Origin of the sequence: Streptomyces yangpuensis (genome assembly GCF_001005295.1) — a bacterium.
Taxonomy (GTDB): Bacteria; Actinomycetota; Actinomycetes; order Streptomycetales; family Streptomycetaceae; genus Streptomyces; species Streptomyces yangpuensis.
The window spans coordinates 239563-260175 of record NZ_LBMK01000001.1; the positions used below are offsets into that span (position 1 = coordinate 239563).

Below are 20613 nucleotides of genomic sequence, written 5' to 3' on the forward strand. Positions count from 1 at the left end.
GAGGCCTACGTGGCGGCGGCACAGACAGCGGCGGGGGAGAAACAGGGCTGGGCCAGGAGGCTCGCCGCCTACACCTGGCGGTACAAGGCCAACGTGCTGCTCGCGCTCGGCTCCTCGCTGGCGGGCATGGCCGTCATGGCACTCGTACCCCTGGTCACCAAGGTGATCATCGACGACGTCATCGGGGACCACAGCAGGCCCATGGGCCCCTGGGCCGGGCTGCTCATAGCCGCCGCCCTGCTCGTGTACGTCCTCACCTACATACGCCGCTACTACGGCGGACGCCTCGCCCTCGACGTGCAGCACGACCTGCGCACCGACATGTACGACACCATCTCCCGCCTCGACGGGCGCCGCCAGGACGAGCTGTCCACCGGCCAGGTCGTCGGACGCGCCACCACCGACCTCCAGCTCATCCAGGGCCTGCTCTTCATGCTCCCGATGACGATCGGGAACTTCCTGCTCTTCGGGATATCCCTGGGGATCATGCTGTGGCTCTCGCCGCTGCTGACCGTCGTCGCCCTGCTGATGGCCCCCGCGCTCTGGTTCATCGCCAAGCGCAGCCGCAAGAAGCTCTTCCCCGCCACCTGGTACGCGCAGAGCCGGGCCGCCGCCGTCGCGGGCGTCGTCGACGGGGCCGTGACCGGCGTACGCGTCGTCAAGGGCTTCGGCCAGGAGGAGCAGGAGACCGCCAAGCTCCGCGACGCCGGACGCGGGCTGTTCGCCGGACGGATGCGGGCCATCCGGCTCAACTCCCGCTACACCCCCGCCCTGCAGGCCGTGCCCGCGCTCGCCCAGGTCGCCATGCTGGCGCTCGGCGGCTGGCTGGCCACCGAGGGGCGGGTCACGCTCGGCACCTTCGTCGCCTTCTCCACCTACCTCGCCCAGCTCGTCGGGCCCGTCCGCATGCTCGCCATGGTCCTCACGGTCGCCCAGCAGGCCCGCGCCGGCGGGGAGCGGGTCTTCGAGCTCATCGACACCGAGCCCGCGATCCGCGAGGGCGCGCACGAACTGCCCGCCGACGCACCCGCCACGGTCGAGTTCGAGGACGTCCGCTTCGGCTACGACCCCGAGCGGCCCGTCCTCGACGGGTTCTCGCTGTCCGTGGCGGAGGGCGAGACCGTCGCCGTCGTCGGCGCCTCCGGCAGCGGGAAGTCCACCGTCTCGCTCCTCATGCCGCGCTTCTACGACGCCGACGGCGGCACCGTCCGCATCGGCGGCCACGACGTCCGCGAGCTGACCTACTCGTCCCTGCGTGGTGCGATCGGACTCGTCCCCGAGGACTCCTTCCTCTTCTCCGACACCATCCGCGCCAACATCGCCTACGGCCACCCCGGCGCCACCGACGAGCAGATCGAGGCCGCCGCCCGCGCCGCCCAGGCCGACGGGTTCGTCCGGGCCCTGCCCGCCGGGTACGACACCAAGGTGGGAGAGCAGGGCCTGACCCTCTCCGGCGGCCAGCGCCAGCGCATCGCCCTGGCCCGCGCGATCCTGACCGACCCCCGGCTGCTGCTCCTCGACGACGCCACCTCCGCCGTCGACGCCCGCGTCGAGCACGAGATCCACGAGGCCCTGCGCGCCGTCATGGCCGGCCGGACCACCGTGCTGATCGCCCACCGCCGCTCCACGCTCGCGCTGGCCGACCGGATCGCCGTACTCGACCGCGGGCGGCTCGCCGAGATCGGGACGCACGAGGAGCTGGAGCAGCGCTCGCCGCTCTACCGCAGGCTGCTGACCGACCCCGACGCGCTCGGCGCCGGCTCGCCGCGGACCCCGGACGCCCTCGCGATGGCCGAGTTCGAGAGCGAGCTCGACCGAGACCTCGAACGCGACATCGAGCTGGAAGCCGAGATCGACTCCGAGCCCGTCAACGCCAAGCGCAGGGTCCCCGCCGGGATCACCCCCGAGCTGTGGCGCCGCCGCGAGGAGCCCGACGGGGCCCCCGCGACGGCTCCCGCCGCCGGCGCGGGGGCCCCCGGCGCCGGCCACTCCATGGCCGGCGCGGTGGCCGGGACGCCCGCCACCCCCGAACTCCTCGCGCAGGTGGCCGCGCTGCCGCCCGCCGACGACCGGCCCGACGTGGACGAGGCGCGCGCCGCGGCCGCCGAGGACAGCTACGGGCTGCGCCGCCTCCTCAAGGGGTTCTGGGCGCCGCTCGCCATCAGCCTCGCCCTCGTCGCCGTGGACGCGGGCGCCGGACTGCTGCTGCCGGTCCTGATCCGCCACGGCATCGACCAGGGTGTGGAGCAGGCCGTGCTCGGCGCCGTCTGGGCGGCTGCCGGGCTCGCCCTCGCCGTGGTCGTCGCCCAGTGGGCCGCGCAGTTCGCCGAGACCCGGATGACGGGCCGCACCGGCGAGCGCGTCCTGTACTCCCTCCGCGTCAAGATCTTCGCCCAGCTCCAGCGGCTCGGCCTCGACTACTACGAGCGCGAACTCACCGGCAAGATCATGACCCGGATGACCACGGACGTGGACTCGCTGTCCACGTTCCTGCAGACCGGGCTGGTCACGGCCGTCGTCTCCGTCTTCACCTTCTTCGGGATCCTCGTCGCCCTGCTCGTCCTCGACGTCGAGCTCGCGCTGATCGTCTTCGCGACCCTCCCCGTCCTGGTCATCGGGACGATCGTGTTCCGCCGCAGGTCCGTCGCCGCCTACGAGCTCGCCCGCGACCGGGTCAGCCTGGTCAACGCCGACCTCCAGGAGTCCGTCTCCGGTCTGCGCATCGTCCAGGCCTTCCGACGCGAGGGCTCCGGCGCCACCCGCTTCGCCGAACGCAGCGACTCCTACCGCGAGGCCCGGGTCCGCGGCCAGTGGCTGATATCGGTCTACTTCCCGTTCGTCCAGCTGCTGTCCTCGGCGGCCGCGGCCGCCGTGCTGATCGTCGGCGCGGGCCGGGTGGAGGCCGGGACGCTCACCACCGGCGCGCTGGTCGCGTACCTGCTGTACATCGACCTGTTCTTCGCCCCGGTCCAGCAGCTCTCCCAGGTCTTCGACGGCTACCAGCAGGCCACCGTCTCCCTCGGCCGCATCCAGGACCTGCTGCGCGAGCCCACCACCACCCCGCGGCCCGAGACCCCGCGCGAGCTGCCGGAGCTGCGCGGCGAGATCGCCTTCGAGGACGTCCGCTTCCAGTACGGGACGGCCGCCGAACGCGGTGAGAAGGGCGAGGCCCTGGCGGGCATCAGCCTGCGCATACCCGCCGGTCAGACCGTCGCCTTCGTCGGCGAGACCGGAGCCGGGAAGTCCACCCTGGTCAAGATGGTGGCGCGGTTCTACGACCCGACCTCCGGCCGGATCACCGCCGACGGCACCGACCTGCGGGAGCTCGACCTGACGGCGTACCGCCACCGGCTGGGCGTGGTCCCCCAGGAGTCGTACCTCTTCCCGGGGACCGTCCGGGACGCCATCGCCTACGGGCGGCCGGAGGCGAGCGACGCCGAGGTGGAGGCCGCCGCCCGCGCGGTTGGCGCCCACGCCATGATCGCCACCCTGGACGGCGGCTACCTGCACACCGTCGCCGAGCGCGGCCGCAACCTCTCCGCGGGCCAGCGCCAGCTGATCGCGCTGGCCCGCGCCGAGCTCGTCGACCCGGACGTGCTGCTCCTCGACGAGGCCACCGCCGCCCTGGACCTGGCCACCGAGGCCCAGGTCAACCAGGCGACGGACCGGCTCTCGGGCAAGCGCACCACGCTGGTGGTGGCGCACCGGCTGACCACCGCCGCGCGCGCCGACCGGGTCGTGGTCATGGACCGGGGCCGCGTCGTCGAGGACGGCTCCCACGCCGAACTCCTGGCGCGCGGCGGCCGGTACGCCGAGCTGTGGCGCACCTTCGTCGGGGAGGACGAGCGCGCTGCGGCCTGAGCGGGAGGAGCCGCCGCCACCCGGGCCCCGGGGGTCAGAACTCGCCGAACAGCAGGTTCCCCGGGGCGTCCTCGTCGGTACCGGTGTAGTACTCGCGTACCGCGCCGAGGAGTTCGTCCACCGTCAGTGAGCCGTCCCCGTCCGCGTCGATCCGCCGGAACAGCGCCTCGGTGTGGGCGGGGCTCAGGTTCGTGTCGAAGGCCTCCTGCGCCCGGTGGAACTCCTCCGGGCTGATGAGCCCGTCGCCGTCGGTGTCCACGATCGTGAGGATCGCCCGCATCATCGGGCGGAACGAACGGTCGTAGGCCGGCCCGCCCTGCGCGTACAGCCGGGTCATGCCCTGCTTGTACTCCTCGGGGGTGACCTTGCCGTCCCGGTCCAGGTCCAGCTCGGTGAAGAGGTCCTGCCAGAAGTCGGCCAGCCCGCCCATCACCGAAGTGGCCTTGGGCGAGTCGGCCGGTTCCGCGAGGGCGGACAGCAGCCGGGAGCCGAGCGCGATGATGTCGTCGGCGTCGATCACCCCGCTCCGGTCGGCGTCCAGGTGCGTGAAGGCGCGCTCCAGCTTGCGGTCGAGCAGGTCGTTCGTCATATGAGTGCCTTTCACGGCTGCGTCTGCGGCTGCATCCGCGGCTACGTCGTGCGGACTTTGGGTCACCCAGCGTAATCTTCCGGCCGGCCGTGAACTTCCTTACTCCCGCCGGGGAGTTGTGGATGCACCCGTACGAGGGAGGCGGGTTCGCGGCGGGGGCGGCCGGGTGCTTGGCGACGGCAACCTTTCAGGGCGTCCGGGCGTCGTACGTGCGTGCGTACATCGTCCGTGCGCACGATCGATCGGGGGACTGGATGGTGAAAGGGCGGGGCGGGCCGGGCCGCCGGGCCGCAACTCTGGGAGCGCTTACAGCGGCCCTGTGGCTCTGTGTCGGCGGCCTGTTCGCCGGGCCGCCCGTCCAGGCCGCGGGCGGGAGCGGGGGCTGCACGGGCCGGCTGGCGCGGACGGTGGCGTTCGACGCGGGTGAGCTGCGCGTCTACAAGAGCCGCACCCGGGCCTGTGCCATGGCTGTGGCCCGGACCGCGGGCGAGCGGCGGCGGATGGCGGTGAGCATCCAGCCGCGCGGCGGTGCTCCGGTGCTCGATGCCGGGCGATTCACCCGGTATGCCGGGCCCGTCACCGTCGGGGCGATCAGCCGCTGTGTGTATGTAAAGGGGAGCGTGGGAGGCGGTTCGGCCGACTCCGGCTGGATCCTTTGCTGAGGGACAGTCCCAACTGGGTCTGTTCAGTGGCGTGTTGCCCCGGCTAGGTTCACGGCGACCGAAGTGAACTCAAGGGGAGGGCGAATGCGCAAGACGCTTCGATGGCTGCTGTCGCTCGTGGTGCTCATCGGCACCATGGGTGCGGCCGGCTCCACGGCACAAGCGGCCACCGCCGCGGAGCCGGCGGCGGCCGCGGACATCAAGGACCAGATCCTCGGCATTCCCGGGATGAGCCTGATCGAGGAGAAGCCGTACCCCGGCTACCGATTCTTCGTGCTGAACTACGAGCAGCCGGTCGACCACCGGCAGCCGTGGAAGGGCACCTTCAAGCAGCGCCTGACCTTGTTGCACAAGGACGTCTCGCGGCCGTCGGTGTTCTTCACCTCCGGCTACAACGTCAACACCAACCCGCGCCGCAGTGAGCCGACGACCATCATCGACGGCAACCAGGTCTCCATGGAGTATCGATTCTTCACGCCCTCCCGGCCCGACCCGGCCAACTGGGCCCACCTGGACATCTGGCAGGCGGCCAGTGACCAGCACCGCATCTTCACCGCCCTGAAGAAGATCTACAAGAAGAACTGGCTGGCCACGGGCGGCAGCAAGGGCGGCATGACGGCGACGTACTACGAGCGCTTCTACCCGCGCGACATGGACGGTGTCGTCGCGTACGTCGCGCCCAACGACGTCGCCGACAAGGAGGACTCGGCCTACGACCGCTTCTTCGCCAAGGTCGGCACCAAGGAGTGCCGCGACAGGCTGAACGCCGTGCAGCGCGAGGCGCTGGTGCGCCGCGAGCCGCTGGAGGCCAAGTACGCGGCGGCCGCCGCCGAGAACGGCTGGACCTTCACCACCGTCGGCAGCCTCGACAAGGCCTACGAGGCCGTCGTCCTCGACTACGTCTGGGCCTTCTGGCAGTACAGCCTGCTGGCCGACTGCGCCTCGATCCCGGCCGCCGCCACCGCCACCGACCAGGAGATCTGGGACTCGATCGACGCGATCTCCGGCTTCTCCGCCTACGCCGACCAGGGCCTGCAGACGTACACGCCGTACTACTACCAGGCGGGCACCCAGCTCGGCTCCCCGGACATCAAGCAGCCGCACCTGGGCAACCTGAGCCGCTACGGCTACCAGCCGCCGCGCAACTTCGTGCCCCGCGACATCCCCATGACCTTCCAGCCCGGAGCCATGGCGGACATCGACCGGTGGGTGCGCGACAACGCGAACCAGATGCTGTTCGTGTACGGCCAGAACGACCCGTGGGGCGCCGAGCCGTTCCGCATCGGGTACACGGCGCGCGACAGCTACGTGATGACCGCGCCGGGCGCCAACCACGGGGCGAACGTCGCCAAGCTCCTCGACGGCGAGAAGGCCCTCGCGACCGCCAAGATCCTCCAGTGGGCCGGCGTTGCCCCGGCGGCCACCCTCGCCGACACCGGCCGGGCGGCGCCGCTGGCGGCCCCGGACGCCGAGCTCGACCGGCGCGACCTGGAGCGTGAGCCGCAGCTGCGCCCGTAAGGCCGTAACCCCCTCGGGGTGAGGGCGTGTCCGCGTTCGGTGCGGGCACGCCCTCGGTCGTACCGGCGGCCGGTCTCAGGAGCCGTACGAGAGCCCGTGGCCCAGCGGGTAGCGGCCCGGGACCGGCACGGGCAGCCGGCCCGAGGGCCGCGCCGCCCCCGTCAGGACGCGGGCCGCCGCCCGCATCTCCGCGTCCCCCCAGGAGTACGTCGCCAGCTCCGCCGCGCAGGCCGGCAGCCTGGCCGGGTCGTAGGGGTTGCGGAGCGCCACCAGGACCACCGGGACACCGGTGGCGATCAGCTCCGTCACCAGGGTGCGCTGGGGGCCGTCCCCCTCCGGGACGTTGTACGTGCACACCAGCACCGCCGCGTGCCCGGGCGCCGCGGCCACCGCGCGCGAGGGCGGCACCGCCGTGGCCCGGCAGCCCAGTGCGGTCAGCTCCCGGGCCAGTACGACGGTGGGCGGGCCGGTCGTCCCGCTGGGGGAGACCGGGTCCGTCCCGGTGACCAGCAGCCGGGGCGCGGCCTTGGCGTCGACCGGCAGCAGCTTGCCGGGATCGGCCAGCAGGGTCGTGGTCGCGGCGGCGATCCGGTCGGCGGCGTCCAGGTGGTCGCGTGCGCCGACGACCGCGCCCACCGTCGCGGCGGAGGGGTACGCCTCGTCGAACAGGCCCCGGCGGGACTTCAGTTCCAGGATCCGCAGCACCGACTCCCCGACGCGCTCCTCGGTCAGCTCGCCCGACGCGACGGCCGCCAGCACGCTGCGGTGGGCCAGGGGCAGGTCCGGCGGGTTCAGCAGCTGGTCGCAGCCCGCCAGGAGGGCCAGTACGGGCACGCGGTCGTCCCCGTACTTCTGGCGGACCCCGGCCATGTCCAGGGCGTCGGTGACCACCACCCCCTGGAAGCCGAGGCGTTCGCGCAGGATGCCGGTGACGATCGGCCGGGAGAGGGTCGCCGGGTCGCCCGAGGGGTCGAGTGCGGGGAAGACGATGTGCGCCGTCATGATCGCGTCCACCCCGGCCTCCACCGCGGCCCGGAAGGGCGGCTCGTCGAGCTCCTCCCAGGCGGCGCGGGTGTGCCGCATGACCGGCAGGCCCACATGGCTGTCGGTCTCGGTGTCCCCGTGGCCGGGGAAGTGCTTGGCCGTGGCGGCCACCCCGGCGCCCTGGTAGCCGCGTACCTGGGCGGCGACCAGCTCCGCTGCGGCGCGCGGGTCGGAGCCGAAGGAGCGGACGCCGATGACCGGGTTGGCCGGGTTGACGTTGACGTCGGCCACCGGTGCGTAGTCCTGGCGGATGCCCATGGCCGCGAGTTCCGTGCCCGCGATGCGGGCGGCGCGCCGGGCGTCGGTGGCGGAACCGGAGGCGCCGAGGGCCATGGCCCCCGGGAACAGGGTCGCGGGCCTGCCGATCCTGGCGACGGCGCCGTGCTCCTGGTCGGTGGAGAGCAGCAGCGGGATCCGGGCGCCGGTGGTGAGGGCGGTCTGCTGCAGGCCGGCCGAGAGCGCCGCGATCTGCTGCGGGGTGCGGGTGTTGTGGGCCCAGGCGAAGTACACGATCCCGCCGAGGTGGTAGCGGGAGACCAGTTCGGCTGCGGTGCGCACGCCGAACGCCGCGTGGTTCTGCTCGGCGTCCGCCGGGTCGGGGTCGGTCGCGGAATGCCCGTACGCCCGGGAGACGAAGAGCTGTCCGACCTTCTCGGCGAGGCTCATGCGGTCGACGGCGCGGCGCAGTCGGGCCCGGTCGGGGTGGCGGCCGGGGGGACCGTCCGGGTTGAGGGCGTCGTCGGTGGTGTGTGCGGGGCCCGAGGCGGTGGCGGCCGCACCCGCGGCCGTGGCGGCGACCGCGACGGCCGCGGCGAGCAGGTTCCGGCGGGAGGCGTGGTTCGGCACGCGCCGGACCCTACCGGTGGTGTCCGGGCGGGGCCGGGCGTGTCGCTGCGTGTCGCTCGGTGGGGGTGGTGCGGGGCTCGGCCCGGCGGCCGGGTTACTGCGGGGGCCAGTGGGTCTGGAGGGTGCGGACCGTTTCGGTGATGGCCGGGCGGCGGGCGGCTCCGGTGCGCCAGAGGGCGTACAGCCGGCGGACGGGGCCCGGTTCCAGCGGTACGGCAACGGCTCCCGGCGGGAGGGTGCCGGTGCCCAGCCGGGGGACGACCGCCACCCCGAGTCCGGCCGCGACGAGGGCGACGATGGTGTGGTTCTCCTCGGCGACGTGCGCGATGTCCGGCTCGAAGCCCGCGGTGCGCAGCGTCCGCATCAGCCAGTCGTGGCAGACCCGCCCGGGCGGCTGGCACACCCAGCGCTCACCGCCGAGGTCGCAGCGCCGGACGGCGGCGCGGGTGGTGAAGGGGTGGCCGGCGGGGACCACCAGGTCGCAGAGGTCGTCCCCGATCAGGGCCTGTTCCACCCCCTCGGGCGCGGGCAGCGGGGCGATGTCCCAGTCGTGGGCCACGGCCAGGTCGGTGACGCCCCGGGCCACCAGGTCCACGGACAGGTGCGGGTCGACCTCGGTGAGGCGTACGTCCAGGGCCGGGTGGCGGTGGGCCAGGTCGGCCAGTACCCCCGGCAGCAGGCCGCGTGCGGCCGAGGCGAACGCGGCGACCGTGAGCAGCCCGCTCGGCTGCCCGCGGCGCTCCTCCAGGGTGGTCTCGGCGCGTTCGACGATCGCCAGCAACTCCTGTGCGGTGTCCGCCAGATGGCGGGCCTCCTCGGTGAGGGCGACGCCGCGCCCGCGCCGTTCCAGCAGGGTGGTACGGGTCTCCCGCTCCAGCTTGGCGATCTGCTGCGAGACCGCGGAGGGGGTGTAGCCGAGCGCGGCCGCCGCGCCCGCGACCGAGCCGTGGACGGATACGGCGTGCAGGGCGCGCAGCCGGGCGAGATCGAGCATGTCCTCATCCTATTCGGTAGCAGTGCTTCATCCATGGGTGAAGACATCCGCGCTGGTGCTACATCGTCGGGCGGCCGATGCTCGGTCCATGCGTCCCGTACACACCGCACTCGCCGTGCTCGTCGCCGCAGTGTGGGGCTTCAACTTCGTGGTCATCGAGATCGGCCTCGACCACTTCCCGCCCCTGCTGCTGTCCGCCCTGCGCTTCCTCGTCGCCGCCCTGCCCGCCGTGTTCTTCGTCGGGCGGCCCAAGGTCGCCTGGAAGTGGGTCCTCGGGGTCGGCGCCGCCCTCGGCATCGCCAAGTTCGGACTGCTCTTCACCGGCATGGACGCGGGGATGCCCGCCGGGCTGTCCTCGCTCGTCCTGCAGATCCAGGCGGTCTTCACCGCCGTTCTCGCCTCCGCCGTGCTCCGCGAGCGGCCGGGCCGGGTGCGGGTGACCGGGATGGCGGTGGCGCTGGCCGGGATCGCCGTCGCCGCCGTGGACGGGGGGACCTCCGGGCCGGTGCTCGGCTTCACCCTGGTCGTGGCGGCCGCCGCCTGCTGGGGCGTCTCCAACGTGCTGACCCGTAAGGCCGCCCCGCCCGACGCGCTGAACTTCATGGTGTGGGTGTGCACCGTGCCCGTGCTGCCGCTGCTCGGGCTGTCGCTGCTGCTGGAGGGGCCCGAGCGGGACCTGGCCGCGCTGCGGGCCCTGGACTGGTCCGGGGTGGGCGTCATCGCGTACGTCGCGTGGATCTCGACCGTGTTCGGCTTCGGTGCGTGGGGATATCTGCTGCGCCGCTACCCGGCCTCGTCGGTGGCTCCGTTCAGCCTGCTGGTGCCGGTCTTCGGGATGTCCTCGGCGGCGCTGGTGCTGGGGGAGCAGGTGTCGGGCCTGCGCTGGGTGGCGGCGGTGCTGCTGGTGGGCGGGGTGGCGCTGACGTCGCTGGCGCCCGCGCGCGCGGCCGTCAGCGCGCAGAGCCGTCCTGCAGCGGCAGGCGCCAGTCCTGCCCGATGAGGGAGACCCCGTACGAGCGGTGCGGGCGCTCGGCGACCAGGGTGAACCCGGCCCGCAGGTAGAGCTCGCGGGCGTCGGTCAGTACGTCGTTGGTCCACAGCACCAGTTCGCGGTAGCCGACCGAGCGGGCGAAGGCGACGACCGTGTCGACCAGCAGCCCGCCGACGCCGCGGCCGCGCCCCTCGGGGTCGACCAGGAGCAGCCGCAGGCGGGCGGTGCCGGGTGCGCCGTCCTCCCGTACGCACATCACCGAGCCCACCGGGCGGCCGTCCAGCTCGGCGATCCAGACCCGTTCCAGGTACGGGTCGTGGTCCTCGGCGAAGTCGGCGACGATCCGGGCCACCAGGCCCTCGAACTCGGTGTTCCAGCCGTACTCGGCGGCGTACAGCGCGCCGTGCCGCTGCACGATCCAGCCCAGGTCGCCGGGGGCCGGGTCGCGCAGGCGGACCCTCTTCGCCCCGGGGTCCGCAGGTGTCCGGGATGCCGCGGGCGTGTCCATGGCGCCCGAGGATAGCGCGCGGGCCGGGCCGGGGGGATGCCGGTCTTCTTCGAGACGGCGGCGGCCACCGGCTTGCTCGGCCCGGCTGCTGATTCGCCGGCACCTCGGGCAGGCGTTGGGTAACGGAAACGTAAATCTGCGACTCCGGATGCAACCCTCCGGGGGGACCACGGGTCGTATGGTGCGTCGGCACTTCCGGGGAGGGATCCGGGGGGATCGGGAAGTCCGGCGAGGGAGGGGTAACCGTGAGGGGGTCCGGCCGTGAGGCGGGACCCCCTTCGCGCTGTCCACAGGGCTGACGGGATGTCGGCGCCGCCCGGTAGCTTCGGGTCATGGCAACGGACGGGGTACGGGCGGCGGTGCAACTGGCGGTGGTCGAGGGCGTGCTCGAACGCATCACCTACGCCAACGAGGAGAGCGGCTACACGGTCGCCCGCGTCGACACCGGCCGCGGCAGCGGCGACCTGCTCACGGTGGTCGGCTCGCTGCTGGGGGCCCAGCCCGGCGAATCTCTGCGCATGGAGGGCCGTTGGGGCTCCCACCCGCAGTACGGCAAGCAGTTCACCGTGGAGAACTACCGCACCGTCCTGCCCGCGACCATCCAGGGCATCCGGCGGTACCTCGGCTCCGGCCTGATCAAGGGCATCGGGCCGAGGATCGCCGACCGGATCGTGGAGCACTTCGGCACCGACACCCTCGACGTGATCGAGGCCGAGCCGAAGCGGCTGGTCGAGGTGCCGGGGCTCGGCCCCAAGCGGACGAAGCTGATCGGGGCCGCCTGGGAGGAGCAGAAGGCCATCAAGGAGGTCATGGTCTTCCTCCAGGGCGTCGGCGTCTCCACCTCCATCGCGGTGCGCATCTACAAGAAGTACGGCGACGCCTCCATCTCCGTCGTCAACAACCAGCCCTACCGGCTCGCGGCCGACGTGTGGGGCATCGGCTTCCTGACCGCCGACCGCATCGCCCAGGCCGTCGGGATCCCGCACGACAGCCCCGAGCGGGTCAAGGCCGGACTGCAGTACGCCCTGTCCCAGTCCACCGACCAGGGCCACTGCTTCCTGCCCGAGGAGAAGCTCATCGCCGACGGGGTCAAACTGCTGCAGGTGGACACCGGGCTGGTGATCGAGTGCCTGGCCGAGCTCGCCGCAGACCCGGAGGGTGTCGTACGGGAGCCCGTGCCGGACCCGCAGGGCGGGCCCGATCCGCTGACCGCCGTGTACCTGGTGCCCTTCCACCGGGCCGAGCTGTCGCTGGTCGGGCAGGTGCGCCGGCTCCTGAACGCCGAGGACGACCGGATGCCCGCCTTCCAGGACGTGGACTGGGACCGGGCGCTGGGCTGGCTCGCGGGGCGTACGGGGGCCAAGCTCGCCCCCGAGCAGCGGGACGCGGTCAGGCTGGCGCTGACCCGCAAGGTCGCCGTCCTCACGGGCGGCCCGGGCTGCGGCAAGTCCTTCACCGTGCGCTCCATCGTCGAGCTGGCCCGGGCCAAGAAGGCCAAGGTGGTGCTGGCCGCGCCGACCGGCCGGGCGGCGAAGCGGCTCTCGGAGCTCACCGGGGCCGAGGCCTCCACGGTGCACCGGCTGCTGGAGCTCAAGCCGGGCGGGGACGCCGCGTACGACCGGGACCGGCCGCTGGACGCCGACCTGGTCGTGGTCGACGAGGCCTCGATGCTGGACCTGCTGCTGGCCAACAAGCTGGTCAAGGCGGTGGCGCCCGGAGCCCACCTGCTGCTCGTGGGGGATGTGGACCAGCTGCCCTCGGTCGGCGCCGGAGAGGTGCTGCGGGACCTGCTGGCGGAGGGCGGCCCGGTGCCCGCGGTGCGCCTGACCCGGATCTTCCGGCAGGCCCAGCAGTCCGGCGTGGTCACCAACGCGCACCGGATCAACACCGGGCTGCCGCCGATCACCGACGGACTGCCGGACTTCTTCCTCTTCCCCGAGGAGGACACCGAGGCGGCGGGCGTGCTGGCCGTGGACGTGGCGGCCCGCAGGATCCCGGCCCGGTTCGGCCTCGACCCGCGGCGGGACGTCCAGGTGCTCGCCCCCATGCACCGCGGTCCGGCGGGCGCCGGGAACCTCAACGGGCTGCTCCAGCAGGCGATGACGCCGGCCCGGCCGGACCTGCCGGAGAAGAGGTTCGGCGGCCGGGTCTTCCGGGTGGGCGACAAGGTCACCCAGATCCGCAACAACTACGAGAAGGGGGCGAGCGGCGTCTTCAACGGCACGGTCGGCGTCGTCATCGGCCTGGACGCGGACGAACAGCGCCTGACGGTGCGGACGGAGGAGGACGAGGAGATCGTGTACGAATTCGGTGAACTCGACGAGCTGGCCCACGCCTACGCCGTCACCATCCACCGCTCCCAGGGGAGTGAATATCCCGCTGTGGTGATCCCGGTCACCACCGGCGCTTGGATGATGCTCCAGCGAAATCTGCTCTACACGGCCGTGACCAGGGCGAAGAAACTGGTCGTGCTCGTCGGGTCCCGGAAGGCCCTCGGCCAGGCGGTGCGTACCGTTTCCGCAGGCAGAAGGTACACGGCGGTCGCGCCGAGACTCTCCGGACGGATACCGGTGGGAAACATCACCTAGATGATCGATCATTTGGGGTTCCCGCACCGGTGCGGAGGGGGCAGGATGAGCAGGTTGGCGGCACTCAGTGCCGTCGGACAGACCGAAGGCCGACCCCGAGTGCACTTTCCTGCGCCAAATGGGGGAAGGTAGAGGCAGTCAGGGCACCTCGAAGAAGAGGCACTACGTCGGTGAGGGATGACGTGAGCGACAACTCTGTAGTACTCCGGTACGCGGACGGTGAATACACCTACCCGGTGGTCGAAAGCACCGTCGGCGACCAGGGCTTCGACATCTCGAAGCTGCGGGCCCAGACCGGGCTCGTGACGTTGGACAGTGGCTACGGCAACACCGCCGCCTACAAGTCCGCGATCACCTACCTCGACGGTGAGCAGGGCATCCTGCGTTACCGCGGCTACCCGATCGAGCAGTTGGCCGAGCGTTCGTCCTTCATCGAGGTGGCCTACCTGCTCATCAACGGTGAGCTGCCGACCGTCGACGAGCTCGCGTCCTTCCGCAACGAGATCACCCAGCACACGCTGCTGCACGAGGACGTCAAGCGCTTCTACGACGGCTTCCCCCGCGACGCCCACCCGATGGCCATGCTGTCGTCCGTGGTCAGCGCGCTGTCCACGTTCTACCAGGACAGCCACAACCCGTTCGACGAGAAGCAGCGCAACCTCTCGACGATCCGCCTGCTGGCCAAGCTCCCGACGATCGCGGCCTACGCGTACAAGAAGTCGGTCGGCCACCCGGTGGTCTACCCGCGCAACGACCTCAGCTACGTCGAGAACTTCCTGCGCATGACCTTCTCGGTGCCGGCCCAGGAGTACGACCTGGACCCGGTCGTGGTCTCCGCGCTCGACAAGCTGCTGATCCTGCACGCGGACCACGAGCAGAACTGCTCCACCTCCACCGTGCGCCTGGTCGGCTCCTCGCAGGCGAACATGTTCGCCTCGATCTCCGCCGGCATCTCGGCCCTGTGGGGTCCGCTGCACGGTGGCGCCAACCAGTCCGTCCTGGAGATGCTGGAAGGCATCAAGAACGACGGCGGCGACGTCGACGCCTTCATCCGCAAGGTGAAGAACAAGGAGGACGGCGTCCGCCTGATGGGCTTCGGGCACCGCGTCTACAAGAGCTTCGACCCCCGGGCGAAGATCATCAAGGCGGCGGCGCACGACGTCCTCTCGGCGCTCGGCAAGAGCGACGAGCTGCTCGACATCGCGCTCAAGCTGGAGGAGCACGCGCTCGCCGACGAGTACTTCGTCTCGCGCAACCTCTACCCGAACGTGGACTTCTACACCGGTCTGATCTACCGGGCCATGGGCTTCCCGACCGAGATGTTCACCGTGCTCTTCGCGCTCGGCCGGCTCCCCGGCTGGATCGCCCAGTGGCAGGAAATGATCAAGGAGCCGGGTTCCCGCATCGGCCGCCCGCGCCAGATCTACACGGGCGAGGTCCTGCGCGACTTCGTCCCCGTCGAGGCCCGCTGACCCGAGGCCGCCCGGCGCCGCGTACCTGTGCGCGGCGCCGCCCCAGGCATACGAGAAGCGCCCCGCCGTCGATCCCCCCACGGGTCGACGGTCGGGGCGCTTCCCTTTTCCCCCCGAAACGGATTCCCCCCACGGGACCCGGATCGGGGCGTCCTTGAGCCGGGACCCGTTCGGGTCGGGAGGGCCGCTCAAAGCCTCCCGCGGGCACGTGTCCCGGCCGGCGGATGCCACGGAAAACCCCCAAGGTTTCCGTGGAACGTCCCCCAAGACGTTCCTGGCATCGTCCCATTAGACCTGTCGTGACCCCGGATGGTTACGTTGGGATCACTGTGATCTGCGTCTCCCGTGAAGGAAGTGTGGGAACGATGCGAAGGCGATCCGCTAGCGGAAGGACCTCAACCGCAGGCTGTTGGTCACTACGAAGACAGAGGAGAAGGCCATCGCGGCCCCCGCGATCATCGGGTTGAGCAGACCGGCCGCCGCCAGCGGGAGCGCCGCGACGTTGTAACCGAAGGCCCAGAAGAGGTTGCCCTTGATGGTGGCCAGGGTCCGGCGGGAGAGCCGGATCGCGTCCGCGGCCACCCGCAGGTCGCCCCGTACGAGGGTCAGGTCGCCGGCCTCGATGGCCGCGTCGGTGCCGGTGCCCATGGCGAGCCCCAGGTCGGCCTGGGCCAGCGCGGCCGCGTCGTTGACCCCGTCGCCGACCATGGCGACCGTACGGCCCTGCGCCTGGAGCCGGCGCACGACGTCCACCTTGTCCTGCGGGAGCACCTCGGCGATCACCTCGTCGATGCCCACCTCGCGGGCCACCGTCTCGGCGACGGCCCGGTTGTCGCCGGTCAGCAGGACCGGGGTCAGCCCCAGCTCCCGCAGCCGGCCGACCGCCTCGGCGCTGGTCTCCTTGACCGCGTCGGCCACGGTCAGGACCCCGCGCGCGGCGCCGTCCCAGGCCACCAGCACGGCGGTGCTCCCTTCGGCCTCGGCGGCGGCCTTCGCCCGCGCGAGCCTGTCGGGCAGGGTGATCGACCAGTCGGCCAGCAGCTGCTCGCGGCCCACCAGGACGGCGTGCCCGTCGACCACGCCCTGGACGCCGAGACCGGCGAGGTTCTCGAAACCCTCGGGCACCGGCAGGGCGCCCGCCCGCTCGGCGGCGGCGGTGGCGACGGCCCGGGCGATCGGGTGCTCGGAGGCGTGCTCCAGGGATCCGGCCAGGCGCAGCAGTTCCGCCTCGTCCACGCCCTCGGCGGTGACGACCCCGGCGAGGGTCATCCGGCCCGTGGTGACCGTGCCGGTCTTGTCCAGGACGACGGTGTCCACGCGGCGGGTGGACTCCAGCACCTCGGGGCCCTTGATCAGGATGCCGAGCTGCGCGCCCCGCCCGGTGCCGACCATCAGCGCGGTCGGGGTCGCCAGGCCCAGGGCGCACGGGCAGGCGATGATCAGGACGGCCACGGCGGCGGTGAAGGCGGCCGTCGCGTCGTCGGTCGCGAGCAGCCAGCCGGTCCAGGTGGCGAGCGCGAGGACCAGGACGACGGGCACGAAGATCCCGGAGATCCGGTCGGCGAGGCGCTGCACCTCGGCCTTGCCGTTCTGCGCGTCCTCCACCAGCTTGGCCATCCGGGCGAGCTGGGTGTCCGCCCCGACCCGGGAGGCCTCGACGAGCAGGCGCCCGGAGGTGTTGACGGTGGCGCCGGTGACACAGTCGCCGACGGCCACCTCGACCGGGACGGATTCGCCGGTCAGCATGGAGGCGTCCACGGCGGAGCTGCCCTCGACGACCGTGCCGTCGGTCGCGATCTTCTCGCCGGGGCGGACGACGAAGCGGTCCCCGGCCGTGAGCGCGGCCACCGGGATGCGCACCTCCTTGCCCGCGCGCAGGACGACGACGTCCTTGGCGCCCAGCTCCAGCAGGGCCTTGAGGGCGGCGCCCGCCTTGCGCTTGGAGCGGGCCTCCAGATAGCGGCCGAGGAGGATGAAGGTGACGACTCCGGCGGCGACCTCCAGATAGATGGCGGAGGAGCCGTCGGTGCGGGAAATGGTCAGGTCGAAGGCGTGGCGCATGCCGGGCATGCCCGCGTGGCCGAAGAACAGGGCCCACAGCGACCAGGCGAAGGCGGCGAGCGTACCGACCGAGACCAGGGTGTCCATGGTCGCGGCGCCGTGCCGGGCGTTGGTCCAGGCGGCGCGGTGGAAGGGAAGGCCGCCCCAGACCACGACGGGTGCGGCCAGGGTCAGCGAGAGCCACTGCCAGTTGTCGAACTGCAGGGCGGGGATCATCGCGAGCAGGACGACGGGCAGGGCGAGCGCGGCGGACACCAGCAGCCGCTGCCGCAGCGCGGAGAGCACCGGGTCGGGAGCGGCGGCGGGCTGCTCCTCGTCGGGTGCCGGGGCGGGCGGGGCGGGCTCCTCGGCGGTGTAGCCGGTCTTCACGACGGTCGCGATCAGGTCCTCGACCCGGACGCCGTCGCCGTAGGAGACGTGGGCCTTCTCGGTGGCGTAGTTCACCGTGGCCTCGACGCCATCCATCCGGTTGAGCTTCTTCTCGATGCGGGCCGCGCAGGAGGCGCAGGTCATCCCGCCGATCGAGAGTTCGACCGCCGTTATCGGTCCGTCGTGCACTGTGCTGGTCATGTTCCGGCTCCAGGAAGATGGCCGGGCCGTACGGGTCCAGTATGAGCTGGCCGGTACGGCCCGGCGTGGTGCTGCGAAGTGCCGCGGGTGCTGCCGAAGGGGGTGCGGGTGCCGCTCAGACCCGTCCGGCCAGCTCGTAGCCCGCCTCGTCGACGGCGGCGCGGACGTCCTCGTCGGCGAGCGGGGCGGCGGAGACCACGGTGACCTCGCCGGACGCGGCGACGGCCTTGACCGAGGTGACGCCCGGCAGGGCGGCGATCTCGCTGGTCACCGCGCCCTCGCAGTGGCCGCAGGTCATGCCGGTCACCCGGTAGACGGTGGTGGTCTGGGTGTCCGTCTCGGCGGTCATGTCGTTCTCCTCTTCAGGGGCGTGTGCGGTCACCGGGAGGGCGGCCTGTGACTCCACCGTCCTCCCGATGAATCGAGACTATACCCCTGGGGGGTATAAAGCGAGCATCGGCATCCGGTCTTCTTCCGCCGTCGTGGGGGTCAGTCGTCACGGCGCCCCCGGTTTCCGGGCCGCCGCGCCACCCAGGCGCGGACCGTGTCGACGTACCAGTAGGGCCTGCCGCCCTCCACATGGTCGGGCGGCGGGAGAAGTCCGTGCTTGCGGTAGGAGCGCACGGTGTCCGGCTGGACCCGGATGTGTGCAGCGATCTCCTTGTACGACCACAGCTGTCGGTCGCTCATCTGGGACACCTCCTGGTCCACGGCGCGGGGCCGGCCGGGAGGCCGTACGGGGAGCCGGCGCGTGGACGCTGACGATCACTCGGGTTGTGCCCGGGGAACGACGCGGGACCGGGGTCGGGGAGGTGCTGTGCACTCCCTGTGACGGAAGACCCGCGTAACGCGGACAAGCGTGACAAGAGAGCGACCCCTGTGACCGGAGAGTCACAGGGGTCGGATGAGGAGAGCGCCGCCAGAGGCGCCGCAGGAGCGCGGCGTAAGGGGGCGATCAGCGGTACAGGGCCGGCCGGTCCGCGAGCTCCACCACGGTCCGTACGCCGCTGCGCGCGGCTGCGAGGCCCGCCTGCGAGACGGCGGCCGCCGCGTAGCCGTCCCAGGCGTCGGGCCCCGCCACCCCGCCGCGCGCGGCCGCGGCCACCCAGCGCCGCAGCTGCCGGTCGTAGGCGTCGGCGAAGCGCACCGTGAAGTCCTGGTCGATCGCGCCGCCCCAGCGGCCCGCCGCCTGCACCACCATCGCGTGGCCGTCGCCGATCCGGGCACTGCCGGCCTCACCGACCGCCTCGCACTGCACCTGGTAGCCGAAACCGCAGTTCACGAAGATCTCCACGTCGACGACGGCCCCGCCGGAGGTCTCCAGCAGCACCATCCGGGGATCGGCCAGCCCCTCGGGCGCGGCCGACGACGGGCGCGGCGAGAGCACCGTGACCGCGGTGATCTCATGCCCCAGCAACCAGCGGGCCGCGTCCACCTCGTGCACCACGGAGTCGCTGATCAGCATGTCGCTGGTGAAGAAGGACGGCGAGGAGGCGTTGCGGTGCCGGCAGTGCAGGAAGAGCGGACGGCCGATCCCGCCCGCGTCCAGCAGCTCCTTCAGCCGCTCGTACTCCGCGTCGTGCCGCCGCATGAACCCCACCTGCACCAGGCGCCGCCCCAGCCGCTGCTCGGCCTCCATGACGCGCAGCGCGCCCGCCGGCTCCGGCGTCAGCGGCTTCTCGCACAGCACCGGCAGCTCCCGCTCCAGGGCCTGCAGGATCGCCTCCTCGTGGGCTGGTCCGGGCGACGCGACCAGCACCGCCCCGACCCCGGGCGCGGCTATCGCCGCCGCCGGATCGGTGTGCGCACTCGCGCCGTCGAGGGCGGCCGCGACCTCCTTGACCCGGTCCCCGTCCGGGTCGGCCACGGCCACCACCCGGGCCCCGCCCACGGTCCGCCCGAACCGGCGCACATGGTCCGCGCCCATCTTCCCGGTGCCGATGACGGCGATGCCGAGCGTGCTGGTCATCTCGTGTTCCCTCCTCAGTGTCAGCGGGCGCCGCAGGAGCGCAGGTAGTCACGGGTACGGCGGGCGATCGGCAGCGGCCGGTCGGGCGGGCAGGGGTACATGTCCTGCTCCACGATGGCGAAGAGATCCACCCCCAGGCGCTGCGCCGCGGCCAGTACGGGCTCCAGCGCGGGCACCCCCGACGGCGGTTCGCACATCACCCCGCGGCCCACGGCCGGCCCGAAGGGCAGCTCCTCGGCGACGACTTCGGCGAGGATCCGCGGGTCCACCTGCTTCAGGTGGAGGTAGCCGATCCGCTCGGCGAACGTCTCGACGGCCCGCACGCTGTCGCCGCCGCAGTACGCGTAGTGGCCGGTGTCCAGGCAGAGGGACACCAGGCCCGGATCGGTGGCGTCCAGGAAACGGGCCACGTTCTCCGGCGTGTCGATGTGGGTGTCGGCGTGCGGATGGACGACGATCCGCAGCCCGTACCGGTCCTGCACCTCACGGCCGAGGCGCTCGGTCTGCGAGGCCAGTTCGCGCCACTGCGCCGGGGTGAGGGTGCGGTCCTCCAGCACCTTCCCGGTCTTGTCGTCCCGCCAGAAGGAGGGGATGACGACGAGATGGGCGGCGCCCATGGCCTGCGTCAGCGCCGCGATCCGCGACACGTGCTCCCAGGTCTCCTCCCACACGGCGGGCCCGTGATGGAGTCCGGTGAAGACCGTTCCGGCCGAGACCCGCAGGCCGCGCGCCGCCGTCTCCTCGGCGAGCCGGACGGGATCCGTGGGCAGGTAGCCGTACGGGCCGAGCTCGATCCACTCGTACCCGGCGTCGGCCACCTCGTCGAGGAAACGCCCCCAGGGGGTCTGCTGCGGGTCGTCGGGAAACCAGACACCCCAGGAGTCCGGGGCCGAACCGATGCGGATACGGGTCAACGCGGGCGGGGAGGACGTCATAACGG

Annotated in this window: 14 protein-coding genes and 1 pseudogene; 6 read left to right on the forward strand and 9 right to left on the reverse strand. The window is 72.3% G+C overall.

Annotated elements, in window-relative coordinates:
* The first annotated feature begins 9 nt into the window (after positions 1-9).
* Positions 10-3861, forward strand: a complete 3852-nt coding sequence (locus tag AAT21_RS01095; protein WP_046774834.1) for an ABC transporter ATP-binding protein — start codon at positions 10-12, stop codon at positions 3859-3861.
* Between the two features lie 34 nt (positions 3862-3895).
* Here the strand turns inward: AAT21_RS01095 and AAT21_RS01100 are convergent, their stop codons facing one another.
* On the reverse strand, positions 3896-4450 hold the full coding sequence (locus AAT21_RS01100; RefSeq protein ID WP_046774835.1) for an EF-hand domain-containing protein: 555 nt from the start codon (positions 4448-4450) through the stop codon (positions 3896-3898).
* A 407-nt stretch (positions 4451-4857) separates the two neighbouring features.
* Here AAT21_RS01100 and AAT21_RS39805 point away from each other — a divergent pair, with 407 nt between their 5' ends.
* Entirely contained in the window at positions 4858-5112 is a 255-nt protein-coding gene (locus tag AAT21_RS39805) for a hypothetical protein (protein ID WP_327152709.1), read from the forward strand.
* An 84-nt stretch (positions 5113-5196) separates the two neighbouring features.
* Positions 5197-6630, forward strand: coding sequence for a S28 family serine protease (locus tag AAT21_RS01110; RefSeq protein ID WP_046774836.1), 1434 nt, complete (start codon positions 5197-5199; stop codon positions 6628-6630).
* Positions 6631-6705: 75 nt separating this feature from the next.
* On the opposite strand, the gene AAT21_RS01115 is transcribed toward AAT21_RS01110, so the two are convergent.
* On the reverse strand, positions 6706-8520 hold the full coding sequence (locus tag AAT21_RS01115; RefSeq protein WP_046774837.1) for a glycoside hydrolase family 3 protein: 1815 nt from the start codon (positions 8518-8520) through the stop codon (positions 6706-6708).
* 94 nt (positions 8521-8614) lie between these two features.
* On the reverse strand, positions 8615-9514 hold the full coding sequence (locus tag AAT21_RS01120) for a LysR family transcriptional regulator (RefSeq protein WP_046774838.1): 900 nt from the start codon (positions 9512-9514) through the stop codon (positions 8615-8617).
* 88 nt (positions 9515-9602) lie between these two features.
* Here AAT21_RS01120 and AAT21_RS01125 point away from each other — a divergent pair, with 88 nt between their 5' ends.
* A complete protein-coding gene (locus AAT21_RS01125; RefSeq protein WP_046774839.1) occupies positions 9603-10514 on the forward strand; it encodes an EamA family transporter in 912 nt (303 codons plus the stop codon).
* Here AAT21_RS01125 and AAT21_RS01130 read toward each other — a convergent pair.
* Positions 10465-10962 (reverse strand): annotated as a pseudogene (locus tag AAT21_RS01130) (GNAT family N-acetyltransferase); the annotation flags it as partial. The gene AAT21_RS01125 and the pseudogene AAT21_RS01130 sit on opposite strands and share 50 nt — an antisense overlap.
* A 383-nt stretch (positions 10963-11345) precedes the next feature.
* Between AAT21_RS01130 and recD2 the strand changes: the two are divergent.
* Together recD2 and AAT21_RS01140 are read left to right on the forward strand one after the other, a co-directional pair.
* Complete coding sequence (gene recD2 / locus AAT21_RS01135; RefSeq protein ID WP_046774841.1) at positions 11346-13601, forward strand: SF1B family DNA helicase RecD2; 2256 nt, start codon at positions 11346-11348, stop codon at positions 13599-13601.
* Positions 13602-13783: 182 nt separating this feature from the next.
* Positions 13784-15073 carry a citrate synthase gene (locus AAT21_RS01140; RefSeq protein ID WP_046774842.1) on the forward strand — a complete coding sequence of 430 codons (1290 nt, stop codon included), beginning with the start codon at positions 13784-13786 and terminating at the stop codon, positions 15071-15073.
* A gap of 381 nt (positions 15074-15454) precedes the next feature.
* On the opposite strand, the gene AAT21_RS01145 is transcribed toward AAT21_RS01140, so the two are convergent.
* The 5 genes from AAT21_RS01145 to AAT21_RS01165 all read right to left on the reverse strand — a co-directional run bounded on the left by AAT21_RS01145 (position 15455) and on the right by AAT21_RS01165 (position 20608).
* Entirely contained in the window at positions 15455-17704 is a 2250-nt protein-coding gene (locus AAT21_RS01145) for a heavy metal translocating P-type ATPase (protein WP_046774843.1), read from the reverse strand.
* Between the two features lie 115 nt (positions 17705-17819).
* Positions 17820-18053 carry a heavy-metal-associated domain-containing protein gene (locus AAT21_RS01150; protein WP_030958338.1) on the reverse strand — a complete coding sequence of 78 codons (234 nt, stop codon included), beginning with the start codon at positions 18051-18053 and terminating at the stop codon, positions 17820-17822.
* A 140-nt stretch (positions 18054-18193) separates the two neighbouring features.
* On the reverse strand, positions 18194-18394 hold the full coding sequence (locus tag AAT21_RS01155) for a helix-turn-helix transcriptional regulator (RefSeq protein WP_046774844.1): 201 nt from the start codon (positions 18392-18394) through the stop codon (positions 18194-18196).
* A gap of 265 nt (positions 18395-18659) precedes the next feature.
* On the reverse strand, positions 18660-19673 hold the full coding sequence (locus AAT21_RS01160; RefSeq protein ID WP_046774845.1) for a Gfo/Idh/MocA family protein: 1014 nt from the start codon (positions 19671-19673) through the stop codon (positions 18660-18662).
* 20 nt (positions 19674-19693) lie between these two features.
* A complete protein-coding gene (locus AAT21_RS01165) occupies positions 19694-20608 on the reverse strand; it encodes a sugar phosphate isomerase/epimerase family protein (protein ID WP_046774846.1) in 915 nt (304 codons plus the stop codon).
* Between the last annotated feature and the right edge of the window lie 5 nt (positions 20609-20613).

What these genes read in the sequence shown, in the direction of transcription:
- recD2 (WP_046774841.1), top strand. Translation starts at nt 11,346, where the DNA reads ATGGCAACGGACGGGGTACGGGCGGCGGTGCAACTGGCGGTGGTCGAG.
- AAT21_RS01155 (WP_046774844.1), bottom strand. Translation starts at nt 18,394, where the DNA reads ATGAGCGACCGACAGCTGTGGTCGTACAAGGAGATCGCTGCACACATC.
- AAT21_RS01145 (WP_046774843.1), bottom strand. Translation starts at nt 17,704, where the DNA reads ATGACCAGCACAGTGCACGACGGACCGATAACGGCGGTCGAACTCTCG.
- AAT21_RS01110 (WP_046774836.1), top strand. Translation starts at nt 5,197, where the DNA reads ATGCGCAAGACGCTTCGATGGCTGCTGTCGCTCGTGGTGCTCATCGGC.
- AAT21_RS01120 (WP_046774838.1), bottom strand. Translation starts at nt 9,514, where the DNA reads ATGCTCGATCTCGCCCGGCTGCGCGCCCTGCACGCCGTATCCGTCCAC.
- AAT21_RS01125 (WP_046774839.1), top strand. Translation starts at nt 9,603, where the DNA reads ATGCGTCCCGTACACACCGCACTCGCCGTGCTCGTCGCCGCAGTGTGG.
- AAT21_RS01165 (WP_046774846.1), bottom strand. Translation starts at nt 20,608, where the DNA reads ATGACGTCCTCCCCGCCCGCGTTGACCCGTATCCGCATCGGTTCGGCC.
- AAT21_RS01160 (WP_046774845.1), bottom strand. Translation starts at nt 19,673, where the DNA reads ATGACCAGCACGCTCGGCATCGCCGTCATCGGCACCGGGAAGATGGGC.
- AAT21_RS01100 (WP_046774835.1), bottom strand. Translation starts at nt 4,450, where the DNA reads ATGACGAACGACCTGCTCGACCGCAAGCTGGAGCGCGCCTTCACGCAC.
- AAT21_RS01150 (WP_030958338.1), bottom strand. Translation starts at nt 18,053, where the DNA reads ATGACCGCCGAGACGGACACCCAGACCACCACCGTCTACCGGGTGACC.